15 protein-coding genes are annotated in these 15024 nt (G+C 65.6%); 7 read left to right on the top strand and 8 right to left on the bottom strand.

Features of this window, described 5'->3' with window-relative positions; genetic code table 11:
* Nucleotides 1-66: 66 nt before the first annotated feature.
* Entirely contained in the window at nucleotides 67-591 is a 525-nt protein-coding gene (locus GV792_RS05885; protein WP_163822585.1) for a VOC family protein, read from the bottom strand.
* A gap of 161 nt (nucleotides 592-752) precedes the next feature.
* On the opposite strand from GV792_RS05885, the gene GV792_RS05880 reads away from it, so the two are divergent.
* The 3 genes from GV792_RS05880 (at nucleotide 753) to GV792_RS05870 (ending at nucleotide 3760) form a co-directional block, all read left to right on the top strand.
* Nucleotides 753-1958 (top strand): MFS transporter, encoded by a 1206-nt coding sequence (locus GV792_RS05880; protein ID WP_309138675.1) that lies wholly within the window; start codon nucleotides 753-755, stop codon nucleotides 1956-1958.
* 255 nt (nucleotides 1959-2213) lie between these two features.
* Nucleotides 2214-2684, top strand: a complete 471-nt coding sequence (locus GV792_RS05875; RefSeq protein WP_163822584.1) for a DUF4760 domain-containing protein — start codon at nucleotides 2214-2216, stop codon at nucleotides 2682-2684.
* 14 nt (nucleotides 2685-2698) lie between these two features.
* Entirely contained in the window at nucleotides 2699-3760 is a 1062-nt protein-coding gene (locus GV792_RS05870; protein ID WP_163822583.1) for a hypothetical protein, read from the top strand.
* Between the two features lie 98 nt (nucleotides 3761-3858).
* Here GV792_RS05870 and GV792_RS05865 read toward each other — a convergent pair whose 3' ends face one another.
* From GV792_RS05865 to GV792_RS05835, 7 genes are all read right to left on the bottom strand, one after another.
* A complete protein-coding gene (locus GV792_RS05865) occupies nucleotides 3859-4107 on the bottom strand; it encodes a type II toxin-antitoxin system RelE family toxin (protein ID WP_163822582.1) in 249 nt (82 codons plus the stop codon).
* Nucleotides 4104-4376, bottom strand: coding sequence for a type II toxin-antitoxin system Phd/YefM family antitoxin (locus GV792_RS05860; protein WP_163822581.1), 273 nt, complete (start codon nucleotides 4374-4376; stop codon nucleotides 4104-4106). The genes GV792_RS05865 and GV792_RS05860 overlap by 4 nt, the downstream gene beginning before the upstream one ends.
* Before the next feature lie 51 nt (nucleotides 4377-4427).
* Complete coding sequence (locus tag GV792_RS05855; protein WP_163822580.1) at nucleotides 4428-4724, bottom strand: hypothetical protein; 297 nt, start codon at nucleotides 4722-4724, stop codon at nucleotides 4428-4430.
* Between the two features lie 183 nt (nucleotides 4725-4907).
* Nucleotides 4908-5261 carry a hypothetical protein gene (locus tag GV792_RS05850; RefSeq protein WP_309138674.1) on the bottom strand — a complete coding sequence of 118 codons (354 nt, stop codon included), beginning with the start codon at nucleotides 5259-5261 and terminating at the stop codon, nucleotides 4908-4910.
* A 260-nt stretch (nucleotides 5262-5521) separates the two neighbouring features.
* On the bottom strand, nucleotides 5522-6247 hold the full coding sequence (locus tag GV792_RS05845; RefSeq protein WP_163822578.1) for an amino acid ABC transporter ATP-binding protein: 726 nt from the start codon (nucleotides 6245-6247) through the stop codon (nucleotides 5522-5524).
* Complete coding sequence (locus GV792_RS05840) at nucleotides 6248-8038, bottom strand: ABC transporter substrate-binding protein/permease (protein ID WP_163822577.1); 1791 nt, start codon at nucleotides 8036-8038, stop codon at nucleotides 6248-6250. It abuts the gene before it with no gap.
* A 247-nt stretch (nucleotides 8039-8285) separates the two neighbouring features.
* Nucleotides 8286-9080: an LLM class F420-dependent oxidoreductase gene (locus GV792_RS05835; RefSeq protein WP_163822576.1), complete on the bottom strand. Its 795-nt coding sequence runs from the start codon at nucleotides 9078-9080 to the stop codon at nucleotides 8286-8288.
* Nucleotides 9081-9269: 189 nt separating this feature from the next.
* Between GV792_RS05835 and GV792_RS05830 the strand changes: the two genes are divergently transcribed.
* The 4 genes from GV792_RS05830 to GV792_RS05815 all read left to right on the top strand — a co-directional run bounded on the left by GV792_RS05830 (nucleotide 9270) and on the right by GV792_RS05815 (nucleotide 14892).
* Nucleotides 9270-12005: a helix-turn-helix transcriptional regulator gene (locus GV792_RS05830; protein ID WP_163822575.1), complete on the top strand. Its 2736-nt coding sequence runs from the start codon at nucleotides 9270-9272 to the stop codon at nucleotides 12003-12005.
* A 104-nt stretch (nucleotides 12006-12109) separates the two neighbouring features.
* Nucleotides 12110-12313 carry a hypothetical protein gene (locus tag GV792_RS05825; protein ID WP_163822574.1) on the top strand — a complete coding sequence of 68 codons (204 nt, stop codon included), beginning with the start codon at nucleotides 12110-12112 and terminating at the stop codon, nucleotides 12311-12313.
* A 90-nt stretch (nucleotides 12314-12403) separates the two neighbouring features.
* On the top strand, nucleotides 12404-13654 hold the full coding sequence (locus tag GV792_RS05820) for an FxsB family cyclophane-forming radical SAM/SPASM peptide maturase (RefSeq protein WP_256673762.1): 1251 nt from the start codon (nucleotides 12404-12406) through the stop codon (nucleotides 13652-13654).
* Nucleotides 13651-14892 (top strand): MFS transporter, encoded by a 1242-nt coding sequence (locus tag GV792_RS05815; RefSeq protein ID WP_163822573.1) that lies wholly within the window; start codon nucleotides 13651-13653, stop codon nucleotides 14890-14892. The genes GV792_RS05820 and GV792_RS05815 overlap by 4 nt, the downstream gene beginning before the upstream one ends.
* Nucleotides 14893-15024 lie beyond the last annotated feature (132 nt).

Below are 15024 nucleotides of genomic sequence, written 5' to 3'. Positions count from 1 at the left end.
CCGACAAGCGGCACCGCGAGGTTCTCGCGGTGCCGCTCACGACCACCTCCACTGGCGCGACGAGCGTTAACGCACCGGCGCGCTGCTGCGTCCGTGTGTCCTGCCGCTCAGCTCGGCGTCGAGCGTCGCCTGTGCCATCGTCATTTGGTCGGCGTACACCGGGTCCTGCATTCGCTGCCAGACCACGTCCTCGGCGACGTCCTCGACGTGGCTTGTCACCCACCAGATGTTGCCGAACGGATCCTTGACGCGCCCGCCGCGCTGACCGAACGCGGAGTCTCCCAGCTCGGTGACCACCTGGGCGCCGGCGGCGATCGACTTCGCGAACGCCTCGTCCGCGTCCGGAACGAACACGCGCAACAGGCTCGGCATGACCGGCCACTCCGGCCGGCTGTCGAAGGCCAGCACGACGGTGTCGCCGACCCGGATCTCACCGTGACCGATCGATCCGTCCTCGGTCGCCACCCGGGCGATCTCTTGGCCGTCGAACGCCTGTGTGACGAAGTCCAGGAATGCGCCGGTATCGGTGGTGACGACCCAGGGGGCGACGCTCGTGTAGCCGGTCGGGACGCCCTTGCGCAGATCGTTCATGGTGGAGTTCCTTTCGATGCTGTTTCGCTGTTGCCACTACCTTAAAATCGAAATAGGACAATTTATGTCCTAGATGCGAACGGAATCCGGGACAATCTCGATGACGGTGGCGTCGATTTCCCGCCAGCTTCGAGAGCCGGTGATTCTTACCGTCGTTCGTTGTGACTATTCCTGCCACCGAGATACGCGATGACCGTCGGCTGCGCGGCCCAGTCGTACTGTTCATGGCGCTTGCGGCCGCGCTCGGGACCTCCACTATCTATCCGCTCCAACCGGCAATAGCGGACGTGGCGGGGTCGTTGCATTCGTCGATCGCTGCGGTCGGGTTCTCGCTCGCCTGCGGTCCGGTCGGATATCTGGTTGGTCTGGGCCTGCTTGTCCCGCTGGTCGACCGATTCCCGCCCGGACGGATTCTCGCGGTCCAGTTCGCAGCACTGGCGGCGGTATTGGCGGTGGGTGCTGCCGCTGGGCGCGCCTGGCAGCTGGGACTGCTGATCGGCCTGATCGGTGCATGCTCGGCGGTCGGCGCGAGCCTCAGCTCATTGGCGGGCCGGCTCGCTCCGGCTCATCAACGGGCTACGATCCTTGGCATCGTCACAGCTGGGATCTCGGCCGGGATTCTCGCAGGGCGGATCGCGGGAGGGTGGCTGTCCAACGAGATCGGCTGGCGCGGAATGCTTCTGGTATTCGCTGCCGCGTGCCTGATTGCCGCCGGGTGCTGCCTGATAGCGCTGCCGGACGCCGTGGGCACGACCGAACTCCGCTATCTCGCGACTCTGCGCTCCCTCCCCGGATTGTTCGTGCGGCACGCGACTCTGAGGGTTGCCGCGATACGCGGCGCGCTGTGGTTCTTCGCGTTCTGCGCGGTGTGGGCCGGACTCGCGGTCGCGCTGTCGGAGCCGCCGTTCTCGTACTCGGCGGAACAGATCGGCTTGTACGCCTTGGCTGGGCTCGCGGGAATTCCAGCGACACAGGTCGCAGGCGTCTGGACCGACCGAGTGGGCGCACCACGCGTCATCCTGGCGGGTCTGGCATTGGCCGGCGCCACCATAGTCGTCGCCGGTCTCACCCTCGAGAACATCATCGTGACGCTGGTCTGCCTGGCACTTTTCGATGCCGGACTCTTCGCCGCTCAAGTGGCGAATCAGAGCACCGTCCTCGCCATCGACCCCACGGCGCCCGCCCGTTTCAACAGCGCCTACATGCTGGTGTACTTCGTAGGTGGCAGCCTCGGCACCGCTTTCGGCGCGGCGGCCGTCGAGTGGTTCGGCTGGCCGGCCACAGCCGCGATCGCCGTCGGCGCCATCGGAATCGCCGCCGTGATCACCACAATGACCTCCCGAGCGTCGGCGGCCGCCGGGGCATGACCATCGGGCTCGGGCCTCGGCATCCACTCGAGCGCCTGACCCGTCGCGCACTGACCGGTTTCACCCGCTTCTGACCGCTGACCAGCATCGCCCCTTGCGTCCGCATCCGGGCGAGGGCAATTGGCGCGCGGTCTTCGAATCACACACTCCGCGTGGTGATTCGGACAACCATCGGCTGACGGCCGCACGTGTCCGGACAAGGACTTCCGATAAGCTGCCGCCGGAAACTCTGTTATCGGGCATGCGAGGTAGTGGATGGACTCGTCGGCTATCGCGGCCGCAGCCGGTGTTGCGACGGCGGTGATCGCCCTCGTCGCGGCATCGCTGGTCGTCTGGCAGGTGGCGGAGATGCGAAAGACCACCAATGCGAGCGCATTCAAAGCGGTGTACGACATGCTGCAGGCCGACGCCGTCCGGCAGGATCGGCGACTCGTCATGCGGGAATTGCGAATTCGCGCAGTCGAGACCTGGACCGAGGACGAGATCCTGCGCGCCGAGCGGGTATGCCACAGCTACGACTGCGTCGCGATCATGTGCCGCAACGGTTACATCCCGACCGACGTGGTGGCCGACTCTTGGGGCGACTCCCTGCGCACTTGCTGGAGCGTCCTGCGCCCGCTGGTCGAGAAGTATCGCGCGGACCGCGGCGCACCCGAACTGTGGGACGACTTCGCCTGGCTGGCCGGCCGCGCCACCGAGCTGCACGGCCGCAGGCAGTCCAGCTAGGGCCACGTCCGGGAATGGCTGATGCCGTATCCGTTGGCAGGATGAACGCCATGCGCTTCACCGTGACGACCATCGTGTTGACGATGGCGGCAGTCCTGCTGACTGGATGTTCGCTCTACGCGCAGGGGCCCGATCAGGACGAGCGTGACAACTGGTCGGAGGTGATCGAGAAGGCCATCGAGGCCATTCCGGGGGTGGCAGACGCGTCACATAAGTTCCAGTACCACCCGTACGGCCCCAACTCGTACTACACGTCCAAGCTCGACGTACAGCTCGAGGATGGCGCCGCACCAGCCGAGGCCGCGTCTGTGGTGCGCGTTATGGGCGCCCAGCAGCTGCCGCCGCACTATCACGGCGACTCGACCCTGGTCACGGTCCACCGGATGACCGACTCCTATTACGGAGGCTGGCTGTTCGGGCAGGACGTGGACGTGGAAGCGAACGCGGCAGCCACCTGGACCCGAGTGTCATCGGCGAACACCGGCGCGGAGATTCACTTGTCCGTTGGCGGCGACAAAGCGACCGGAGTGACCCATTCCATCGATGTCCGGGCGGGCTCCGAGGCCGAACCCCACCGTGCCACCGCGGCGATGCGCCGAATCATCCAGGACTTCCCTGACCTGGCATCCAACAACTGGACGGTGTCCCCCATTTATAGGGAGAGCTTGGGCTCGGGTGAGAACCACTCGAGTCTGGAACCCAGTGTGACCCACCCGGACAGCCGCCCCCGCTTCCCGTCCAGTAGTGAACTCGAAATGTGGGAGTGGTTCCTGAACGATCAACCCACCTCGGCAATTGTCCAGTTGTCGATATACGACCCGCCCGGCACTGCCGGCCGCACACTGGACGTCATGGTGTTCCCGCCCGTTGGAGAGGAATTCAGCGCCGCGCAGGCGACACAACTCGCCGACCAGCATCTTCGCTACTTGTCCCAGCGCGGTGGCGTGGTCGACTACACGATCATCACGCGCAACGGCCACCACAGTTTCGCCGTCCTCGTCGGCGGTTGCCCAGAACCCGGGCGCGAGGTTGCACCGGAGGCGGAGCCCTTCGTTCGTCAGTACGAACGCTGCTAGCACCGCGTCGAACGGGACCCTCTAGCCGGCGTTGCCTGCGCCTTCGCAGGTCTCCTCGCCACCTCTTCGACAACCACCGGGTTGCGGGCGATATCAGCTCAGCGATAGACGTCGGAACGTTTGGCGACGGCGAAAACGCGGATGATCGACTCGGCGTCATCGATCTCGTAGACGATGCGGTACTGGCCGATACGAATTCGCCAATCGCTGCGGCCGACCAGCTTCTTGGCGCCGGACGGACGAGGGTCCTTGGTCAACGCGATGATCGCGTGCAGCGCTGCCTCGAGTACATCGCGAGGCAGCTTTTGCAGTTGTTTCAGGACGTCGGGATGGAACTCGACGTTCACGAGGCCAGTAGCTCAGCCGGGTCCACACCCAGCTGATCGAGCATTTCCGACATCGACATCGACGTGTAATCCGCCACCCGCATATCTCGCAGGCGCAACGCATCGATCAGATCGGCGTGCTCGTGCAGCCGCTCGTAGTCGGCCATCGAGATGATCACCGCGACCTCGCTGCCGCTGTCGGTGATGATCGCTTCCTCCCCGGTCGCGGCGACACCGCGCACGATCCCACCCAGCTGCATCCGGAGATCACGCAGGCTGTGTGTACTCATGTTGAACATATTACCCATTCGGAGCCGTGAATAGCGCGGATGGGGAGAACCTCAGTGCTCGTCGTAGTGCCCGTCGTGCCGTGCGTGCCGGTGGCCGTCGTGGATGTAGTCGACGTGGTCGCCGTGCGGGACCGCCACATGCCCACAGCCCTCACCGTGGACGTGGTCGTGCGGACTGCATTCGGTGTGGCCGGCTCGCTCACATTCGTCGTAGTGACCCTCGTGTTCTCGGTGCAGATGGCCGTCGTGGACATAGTCCACATGGTCGCCGTGTGGGACGGCGACATGACCGCAGGTCGGGCCGTGTTGATGCTCGTGTTCGGTGTGCTGAGCATGCGCTGTGGTCATCAGAATCCTTCTTTCCGCAGTGGACAGGTGGAACTGAAGAGCACCTCACACATTACCAAGTGCGCATGAATGAAGAATAGCGGTGAGTGTGCGGGCGAATCGCCCTTCTCCCCAGCCGCCACCATGGGCGGCCACGAGAGAAGGACGAACTCGGCCGTCTTTATCGCTTCAACGCGGCGTTGATCAGCTGCTGCCGGTCGAGGGGCCGATACGCATCGGCGGCAGCGCGCGGATCAGCGACGCGATCTGCGGGCACATCTTGAAAGTGGGTGGGGCGCCGATGTTGTTGACGCAGGCGAGAGCGCCGGTCTTGTCGTAGACGTTCGTTTGAATCGCCTGTTCCCTATGGACGGACGACTTGGAGTACCACTTCCACTCGATGCCATCGGGTGAGGGTACGTAGTCGCATTCGGCAGGAGCCTTGCCCTGGCACGGCCCCTCGATACCCCAGGGTCCGACCGGATACGCCTGCGCCGCCGGCGCGAGGGTGAGTCCGGCAAGAGTCGCAAGCGCACCCGCCGCCAGAGCTGTCGTCACTCGAATCGCTGAAAACATATGTCCTTTTCTGTTGCGTTTCGGATTCACGGTCCGAGGTGAGGGGGTTCGGGCACGCCAAATCACGCGCGAGCGGCCGCCCACCTCTGAATTTCCTCCCGAAATCCGGCAAACCCCCGAGGCCACACCGGCACCTGCCGATCACGCCGTGAACATGACCGGCTCTCTTCAACATAGGGGACTCCCCACATATGAGAATCGACGACGAACCCGGCGACTCGAAGCCGGGACAGCCCTGCCGCCTAGAGCACCTGGTCGAGGAAGCGTCGCAATCGTGGGGTCTTCGCATTGTCGAACAGCGCATCCGGGCTGCCCGTCTCCACTACCTGACCTGCGTCCATGAACACCACACTGTCGGAAACGCTTCGCGCGAAACCCATTTCGTGGGTCACCACAACCATCGACATTCCGCCCGACGCCAAGTCCGTCATCAGGGCGAGCACACCCTTGACCAGCTCCGGGTCGAGTGCCGAGGTGGCCTCGTCGAAGAACATGATCTCCGGCTTCATCGCCAGCGCCCGCGCGATCGCCACCCGCTGCTGCTGCCCACCGGACAGGTTGGCCGGCCGGGAATCGGCCTTACCGGCCAGACCGACGACCTCCAGCTGCTCGATGGCCAGCGCCCGCGCCTGCTCCTTGGACAATCCGCGCAGTTTGCGCGGGCCGAGCGCGACATTGTCGGCGACGGTCTTGTGCGGGAACAGGTTGAAATGCTGGAACACCATGCCGATGCGCTGACGCAGCTTGTCCGGGTCCTCGGTCAGCACCGACTCGCCGTCGAGCAGGATGTCACCCGCGTCCGGTTCGTGCAGCCGGTTCAGCACTCGCAGCAACGTGGACTTGCCCGAACCGGACGGTCCGATGACGGTCGTGGTCTTACCCGCGTCGACGTGGATGTCCACCCCACGCAGGATCTCGTTGTGGCCGAGCTTCAGCCGCAGACCGGTGCCGGTGAGTGACGCGCTCATCTACCCACGCCCTTCCGTGATCGCGGCCTGATCGGCCGGGTCGATGGGTTGATCGGGTCGGCCGGTGCGCATGCGCCGGTCGATGTAGTTCACCAGGTGGGTGAGCGGGATCGTCAGCAGCAGATACACCAGACCGGCCGCGACCAGCGGCGACAGGTTCCCGGTCTGTGCGTTCAGGTCGCGCCCGACAGCGAACAGCTCACGCTGCGAGGCGAGCAGGCCGAGGAAGTAGATCAGCGACGAATCCTTGATCAGCGCGATGAACTGGTTCATCAGCGCGGGCAGCACGCGCCGCACACCTTGCGGGATCACCACAAGCGTCATCGACTGGCGGTAGCCGAGGCCGATGGCGCGTGCGGCCTCGAGCTGCCCCGGTTCGACCGACTGGATCCCCGATCGGAAGATCTCACCGATATAGGCCGACGCCAGCAATGCCAGCGCCACGGCACCGAGCCAGTACGGATTGTTGCCGGTCAGATCGCCGACCACCGGACCGAGACCGAGACCGATCAGCAGGATGATCACCACCGCGGGCAGGCCACGGAAGATGTCGGTGTAGACGCGGGCAGGCCAGCGCAGCCAGCGCGACCTGGAGATGCCCGCCACCGCGAGCAGCATGCCGAGCACCGTGCCGAGTACGCCCGAAACCACCGCGAGGATCAGGGTATTCGGCAAGCCGGTCTTGAACAGGTCGGGGAAGGCCTGGCGATACAGCGACCAGTCGAAGAAGGTGTCACGCAGTTGTTCCAGGGTGGACTTGGGTTGATCCTGGGTTTGCTCAACCGGTCCGCGTTCGGCGGCGATGGCGGCGAAATCCGGAAGTTCGGGCGTAGGAGCGGCTTTCGATCCCGGCTTCCACCCGGGCGGGAGTTCACGCGGCACCCATTCGCTGTAGAGCGCGGCGTAGGTGCCGTCGGCGATCACCGCGTCCAGACCGCTGTTGAGCGCGTCGACCAGTGGCTGCTTGTTCTTGCCGACCGCCCATGCCGCGAAATTATCGAGACTGAAAGAGTTTTCGATGATCGTGGTGCCGTCACCCGGCGCGATAGCGCCCTCCGCCTGCGCCGACGGTGCCACCCAGGCATCCACCTGGCCAGTTTTCACGTTGGCGTAGGCGGTGTTGTAGTCCGGGAATTTCACCGGGTCCAGACCCAATTGGTTGACGACGTACTCGTCCTGCACCGTGCCCTGCACCACGGCGACCCGGCTACCAGGACCGAGATCGTCGAACCCCTCGATCGGACTGCCGGTGCGCACGACGAGCGAGAAGTAACCGAAGTCGTAGCCGTTGGTGAAGTCCACCATCCGCCTGCGCTCATCGGTGGTGGTGATGTTGGAGGAGCCGACATCGAAGCGTCCGCCCGCCACCTGCGCCAGCAGGCCCGCGAACTCGGTGCCGGAGAACTCCACCTGCAGACCCAGTTTCGCGGCCACCGCACGCAGCAGTTCGTTATCGAAACCGGTGAACGCGCCCGCGGAGTTGACGCAGATGCTCGGCGGGGCGTCCGACAGGGTGCCGACGCTGAGCTTGCCCGGGGTGATCAGGCCGAGCTTGCTGATGTCGATGGATTCCAGCGGAACGGTCGTCGGCGTGGTGAACCGATCGACGCCCGCACGCGTCGGTGACGCCAGGTTCGTCGGCGCGGCCGACGCCGCCTCGACCCCGGGTGGGGCACACAGGTCGCGGGCCGAGGAGCCGTCACCGGAACCACAGGCCGTCGCCAAGGCGACGACGGCGAGCAATATCACGGCGATCAACGCACGAGACCGCACAGCGAGCAGACCAACCATGGGAGAACACCATAGCCGCCCAGCTCAGGCTAACCGGCGGCTACCAGCCCGTGCCGGGCCAGGTGAATGTCGGTGACCATGGAAACTGCCCGGATTCGGTCGATTAGACCACGGTGCGAGAAACCGCCATCACCCCTGCCGGACAATGTGCTGCTATCCGACGCCACACGACCAGTTGCTGTGATCTTCGGTTCCCACCGCACCCGACCACGCGGAATCGCGGCTCCCCGCCCTGGCCGACGCGCGATCAGGCGATTCCGCTGACCGGCTCGGGGTTGATCTCGTCACGCCAGTTGATCGCGTCGATCACCCGGCTCAGGTCGTAGTCCGGCCCGCTGACGCCGACGGTGAACAGCGTCGCGCCCGCGGCCAAGAATTCCGGCGCCCGGCTCGCTCCCGGCCAGCTCACCGAACGCTCGATGCGGCCAGGATCGGTGCCGGCGGCCGCACAGTGTTCGCCGAGGATGCCGCTCTTGCGGGTGAACACCTCTAGGTCGCCGAAGCTGTGCCAGATATCGGCGTGCTCGGCGACCAGACGCAGCGTCTTACGCTCACCTCCACCGCCGATGAGCATCGGGATCGTGCGGGTGGGCTGCGGATTCAGTTTCTCGAGCCGGGCGTCGATCCGGGCCAGCGCACCCTTCAGCTTGTCCAGCCGGGTGCCGGGGGTGCCGAACTCGTAGCCGTACTCGGCGTAGTCGCGCTCGAACCAGCCCCCGCCGATCCCGAGGATCAGCCGGCCACCACTGATGTGGTCGACGGTCCTGGCCATATCCGCGAGCAGGTCCGGATTCCGGTATCCACCGCCGGTGACCAGCGCACCGATCTCGACCCGCTCGGTCTGCTCGGCGAACGCACCGAGCATGGTCCAGCACTCGTAATGCGCGCCGTCCGGGTCTCCGGTCAGCGGGAAGAAATGATCCCAGTTGAAGACGATGTCGACGCCGGCATCCTCAGCGCGCCGCACCGCATCCCGAACAAGCCCGTACTCGGGCGCATGCTGCGGCTGTAGCTGCATTCCCACACGAACCGGTCGACTCATCGCATTGACTCCTCGTCGCTCGGGGCTTGCTCCCCGACCGAGGCTACCGCCGCGGGTCCCACCGGTCGTGCTGAACCGATCTTCGGCTTCCGGATCAGACAGAAGCTCCGCGAGCATGGAGCCGATGATTCTCGGTACTGCCCACCATCGGGAACTGTATCGACAGTATCGGCTCCTACGTTTACTGACGTGCTCCACGGAAGATCGCAGGAACAGCAGCGGATCCGCGCGCTGCTGGATGCCGCGGCGACCGGACGCGGCGGTGCGATGCACATCCTCGGCGCTGCGGGTATCGGCAAGTCGGCGCTATTGGCCTATGCGGCAGCCACGTCCGAGGCCGGGTGGACAGTGCTGCGCTGCACCGGCGTACGCAGCGAGGCACAGTTGGCGTTCGCTGGTCTCCATCTGCTGGTCACACCGGTGCAGCACCGAATCGCCGAGCTCCCCGCATGCCAGCAGAACGCGTTGCTCACCGCCATTGGGCTGGCAACGGGCCGGCGGCCCGACAGCTTTCCGGCCGGAGTGAGTATCCATTCGTTGCTTGCCCTGCTTGCGGCGGAATCTCCGGTGCTGTGTCTGATCGACGATGCGCACCTTCTGGACCGCGCCTCGGTAGACGCGCTTTCCTTCGCGGCTCGCCGATTGTCCGAGCAACCGATCGCAGTATTGTTCGCCGGTGTTCCGGACGACAGTTCGATCGCAGGGTTTCCGGAGCTCCGGCTGCCCGCGCTGGACTCGGCGGCGGCCCGGCGGCTACTGGAACAACGACGCCCCGAACTCCGGGCCGACGGGCAAGACCGGCTGCTCGAACACGCGGCGGGGAACCCGCTGGCGTTGCTCGAGCTGCCCGCAATCCCGGACGACGCATTACCGGTCGGCGCGCCGACACTGCCGGACAACCTGCAATCCCGCTTCGGCAAATGCGCCCTCGGACAAACAACACAGACCCGATCGGCCCTGCTGACCATCGCCGCAGAAATGCGCACCGAGCTGGCGACCGCCATAGCGGCCCTCGAAATTCTCGGATCATCCGTCGACGCACTCGCCACAGCAGAGCGGACCGGCATGGTCAGAATCTCTGGACAGGCGATTTCGTTCATTCATCCACTACAACGGGCGGCTGTCTACCACCAGGCGCCGTTCACCCAGCGGGCAGCCGTCCATGCCGCGCTCGCTACTGCCCTCACCGATCCGGACCGGCGCGCCTGGCATCTCGCCGAGGCCGCCACCGGGCCGGACGAAGCCGCAGCCGATGCACTGGAGGCCGCAGCACACCGTGCCCGGCGCCGAACCGCGTACACCATCGCCACCGCGGCCTTGACGCGTTCGGCCGAACTGACCACGACCCCGGCCGAACAACGCCGACGCCTGCTGCTTGCCATGGATACCGCGGCCGACGCCGGCCGGCCCGAAGACGCGCTCCTGCTCGCCGAGCGGATACCGGCGCACGCTCCCATCGGTGCCAGCGACCATGCCCGGTTGCTGGACATCGGTGCCCGCATCGAAGCCGAGCGAGGCGCCTTACGATCCGCGCACCTCCAGATGCTGAAAGCAGCGGGCGCCACCGCTGAGATACTGCCGGCGCGGTCGGCACGCATATTGGTCAATGCTGCCGCGATCGCCTGGGCCGCCGGACAGGCGGATGGCGTCGTCGCGGCACATAACGCGCTCCATGCCCTTACCTACGACGGCCGTCGCGACCACCATCTGCCGACCGCCACCGATCATCTCTCGGTGACTACCGCGATGGCCGCTCTGCTCGATCCGGACCCAGCCGCAGGAGTGCGACTGGCCGCGCAGAACATCCGGGTCTCCGATATCGGCTATGACGAACCGGCCTCGATCTTCGCCCTCGCCCAGCAGGCGATCCACGCAGGTGAACTCGGGGCGGCACGAAAACTGCTGCGCGCCACGCGCGCCCGGTGTCATCACCACACGGCGAACTGGTGGTTGCCTGCGGCATGCGGCGAACTGGCGATTGCCGAACTGCTCCTCGGACACCTTGACGAGAGCAACGCCGCGGCGAAGGACTGCCTGCGACTGGCCCGCAGGCTCGATCAGCCCAACCGCACCGGACAGGCACATTCCGTCCTCGCCGTGATCGCCGCAATTCGCGGCGATACCGACGATTGGCACGGCTACGCCGAAGAATGCCTGCGCAGTTCCACCGCACAGTCACGGACCACCACTGTCACCTTCGCCGAATGGGCGCTCGGCCTCGATGATCTGGTGCACGGCCACTATCGGTCGGCAACCGAACGATTCGAAGCTCTGGCCAGCGGACCGTTCCGTCCGCTCGGCCAATGGGTACCGCTGCTGAGTGACTGGGTGGAAGCGGCGGTACGGCTGGGTGGACCCGAACGCGCGGCCCAGCCGATGGCCGAGATACAGCGGTGGGCCGCCGCCACCGACAACAACTGGATCCAGGCGCACCTCTCGCGCTGTCATGGCCTTGTCTACGGTGACCCCGATTCCTTCGTTGTCGCACTCGATCGCTACGCCGCCGAAAGCCGCTGGTACGACCACGCGCGCACCGAACTTCTCTACGGAGAGCTACTGCATCGCGCTCGCGCCCGGACCAAAGCGCGAACAGCGCTGCGCAATTCGGCAAAGACATTCGGGCGCCTCGGTGCCCGGCCATGGGTCCAACGCGTCGACGCCACGTTACGTGCCGCTGGCGAAACGACAACCGATCGAGGACCGGACACACGGGCGATAGGACAACTGACGGCCCGAGAACTGGATATCGTGCGGCTGGCCGCCTCGGGAGCAACGAATCGAGAGATCGGCGAGCGGTTGTGGCTGAGCCCGAAAACTGTTGCACACCATCTCTATCGAGCCTTCCCGAAACTTGGCGTCACCAATCGCGGCGCACTGGCTCGGCTCGATCTGGGTACCGATGCCGGACATTCCGAGCGCGAGTAGTACCTGACGACAACCGGTCTCGGATTGGGTAACCCGTCCGATACCGAACCGCCGATCTGCGCCGATAACGTTCGAATGCTCATAACATCGGCGAAAGGAATACCATGTCAACTCGATCGGCGACCATCGCGAACCCATCCATCGACATGATCGAGATGGCCGAGCGCCTGCGCGCAGACACATCCACGACCCTGTCCGCTGCGCTGCGTCGACATCTGGCGCCGCGCAACGCGTCGAACCGGGGGAACTTCAACTCCTTCATCGAAGACAGCGCCGCGAACAAGGGCAACTTCAACTCCTTCATCTGATCCCGGCCGCTGGTCACCCGGGTGTGGGTATCGGACCGTGCCCGTACCCACACCCGTCCATCGAACCGAAGTGCCCGAGGAGACGATGAGATGGACTCACATTCGCAGCCGGTGCATCTATCCATGCCGGGCAGGCCGTGGCCCGAAACCGGACTCGATGTCGGTCGGCTACGCGAAAAGGGTTGGTCCCCACTACCGTTCACGCAGTTCATCCTCAAGATCCACAGCCGCTGCAATCTCGCCTGCGACTACTGCTACGTGTACGAGATGGCCGATCAGAGCTGGCAAGATCAGCCGATCGTCATGACCGAGCAGGTCTTCGCCGAAGCATGCGCGACCATCGGTGAGCATGCCCGTACACACAGGCTGACCTCTGTCAGCCTGGTGTTCCACGGCGGCGAGCCGCTGTTGGCCGGCCATGCCCGCCTCGAGGAGTTCGCCAGACAGGCACGCGAGATGATCGAGCCGATCGCGGAGGTTCGGCTTGGCATCCAGACCAACGGTGTCCTCTTGGACGAACAGTTCCTGCGCATCTGCGACCGATGGGGGATTCAGATCGGCGTCAGTATCGACGGCGATGAGCGCGGCCATGACCGGCACCGCCGATACCGCCGTGGTACCGGCAGCTATCACGATGTGGTGCGCGGTATCGATCTGGTTCGCCAGGAGGACTTCTTGCACCTCTACTCGGGTTTGCTCTGCACGATCGACATCGCGAACGACCCCATCGAGACCTACGAGGGTCTGGTCCGCTTCGCACCACCCGGAATAGATTTTCTGCTCCCACACGGAAACTGGAACACCCCGCCACCGGCCAAAGACCCCACCTCCGACGCAACACCGTACGCCGACTGGCTGATCACGATATTCGACCGCTGGTACGATTCGCCGACCCTCGAGACCCAAGTCCGGCTGTTCGACGAGATCATCGAGCTCCTGCTCGGCGGTCAGGGGGCCGCGGAATCGGTCGGCCTCGCACCGATGCGGCTGGCCGTCATCGAAACCGACGGCACCCTCGAGCAAGTGGACGCACTCAAATCCGCCTTCACCGGCGCCGCCAAGATTCACAGCGCAACCGGGGATAACCGCTTGGACCAGGCGCTGTGGGAGCCCGCGGTGATCGCCAGGCAGATCGGCGCCGACGCGCTGTGCGATACCTGCAGAAGCTGCGCGCTGCACACCGTCTGCGGTGGCGGCCATTACGCGCACCGGTATCGCCCCGACACCGGTTTCCGCAATCCATCGGTGTACTGCGGTGACCTCACGGCACTGATCAATCACATCAGCGCACGAGTGCGAGGCCAGCTGGCAGCTGTCATCGGGCCCGGCGCCGAACCATGACCAGCGCCGGCTCCGTCCACACCAACCGAGATTTTCTGCTGCTGTGGTCGGGCAACGCTGTCTCCCTGGTCGGATTTCACGGCGTGCGCGTGGCGTATCCCATGCTGGCGCTCGCGATCACGGGGTCGGCCGGGCTCGCAGGCTGGGTGATGTTCGCCCTCACCCTGCCGAGCCTGATCTTTCAGATCCCGGCCGGAATCGTCGCCGACTACGCGGACCGGCGGCGAGTACTGACGGGATGTGTGCTCGCGGGCCTCGCGTCGACTCTCGTGGCGACCATGGTGATCCTCGCCGATCTGGCCTCGCCCGGTCCGGTGCTGATCATCACCGCGTTCATCGAAGGCACCGCATATGTGTTCTTCACTCTCAGCGAGTTGGGCGCCATCCGCGATATCGTCACCGTCGAGCAGCGTCCGGCCGCCTTCGCCTTCTTCGAGGCCGAGCAACCCATCGCACTCGTGATCGGCCGCGCAGCCGGCGCCGCGGTGTACGGCGCCGCCAAATGGCTGCCATTCGCGGCCAACGCCGTGTCCTATCTGTTCTGCCTGGCCACGCTCGCGGCGATCCGCGGGGACTTCTCCGCGCGGGACGGGGCGACCGATCGGGCCACCGCGGCGATACGGGTGCGCGAGGGTATCCGCATCGTCTGGACCGATCCGTTCCTGCGCATCTCCACCGCGATCAGCGGTGCGTCGAATCTGGTCATCCAGGTGATCATCCTGCTGATGATGTTCGGGCTCGCGCGCGCCGGACATCCGGCCTGGACGGTGGGCGCCGTGCTTGCGGCCGCGGGCGTCGGCGGTGTGCTCGGTTCGTTCGTGGCGGCTCCACTGACCAGTCGGTTGTCGGCGCCAGCGGTGTATCGCGGTTCGCTGTGGGCGTGGTCGGCCCTGCTGGTCCCGATCACCCTCGGCACCGATCCACTCGTCCTCGCGGCGGCGTGGGGCGGCGTCGGTGCGATCGGCACGGTGGTCAATGTCTCGCTGACCACGTTCCGGGTGAATGTGATCCCCGAGGAGGCGCTCGGCCGTGCGGTGGGTTCGATACACCTGGTGACCGATGGGGCGATGGCGCTCGGCGGCCTGCTCGCGGGCTATCTGTTGAGCGCGTTCAGCACCACCGTCACCGGTTGGACCACCGTCGGCGCGATGCTGGCGCTCGCCGTTCTCAGCGGCCGCGCCAGGGGACATACCGGAGCCGGGAAGCCGACGGAAGACGCGCATGCCGTCGGCTCCTGAGCCTCAGGGATCGGCTTGTCGGACTCCCCGCCGCCCGACGCGGCCGTGAATCCGCCAGTTCCGCTCGATGCCCGGTCCGCTGCCGGTCGGGCGTGCTCCCGTCCCTCCACGTAAGATCCGCCGGAACCCTCT

Origin of the sequence: Nocardia cyriacigeorgica, assembly GCF_010868145.1 — a bacterium.
In the GTDB taxonomy this organism is placed as follows: domain Bacteria; phylum Actinomycetota; class Actinomycetes; order Mycobacteriales; family Mycobacteriaceae; genus Nocardia; species Nocardia cyriacigeorgica_D.
The sequence above is the reverse complement of the archived record's forward strand: the minus strand, read 5'-3'. Positions and strand labels throughout refer to the sequence as shown.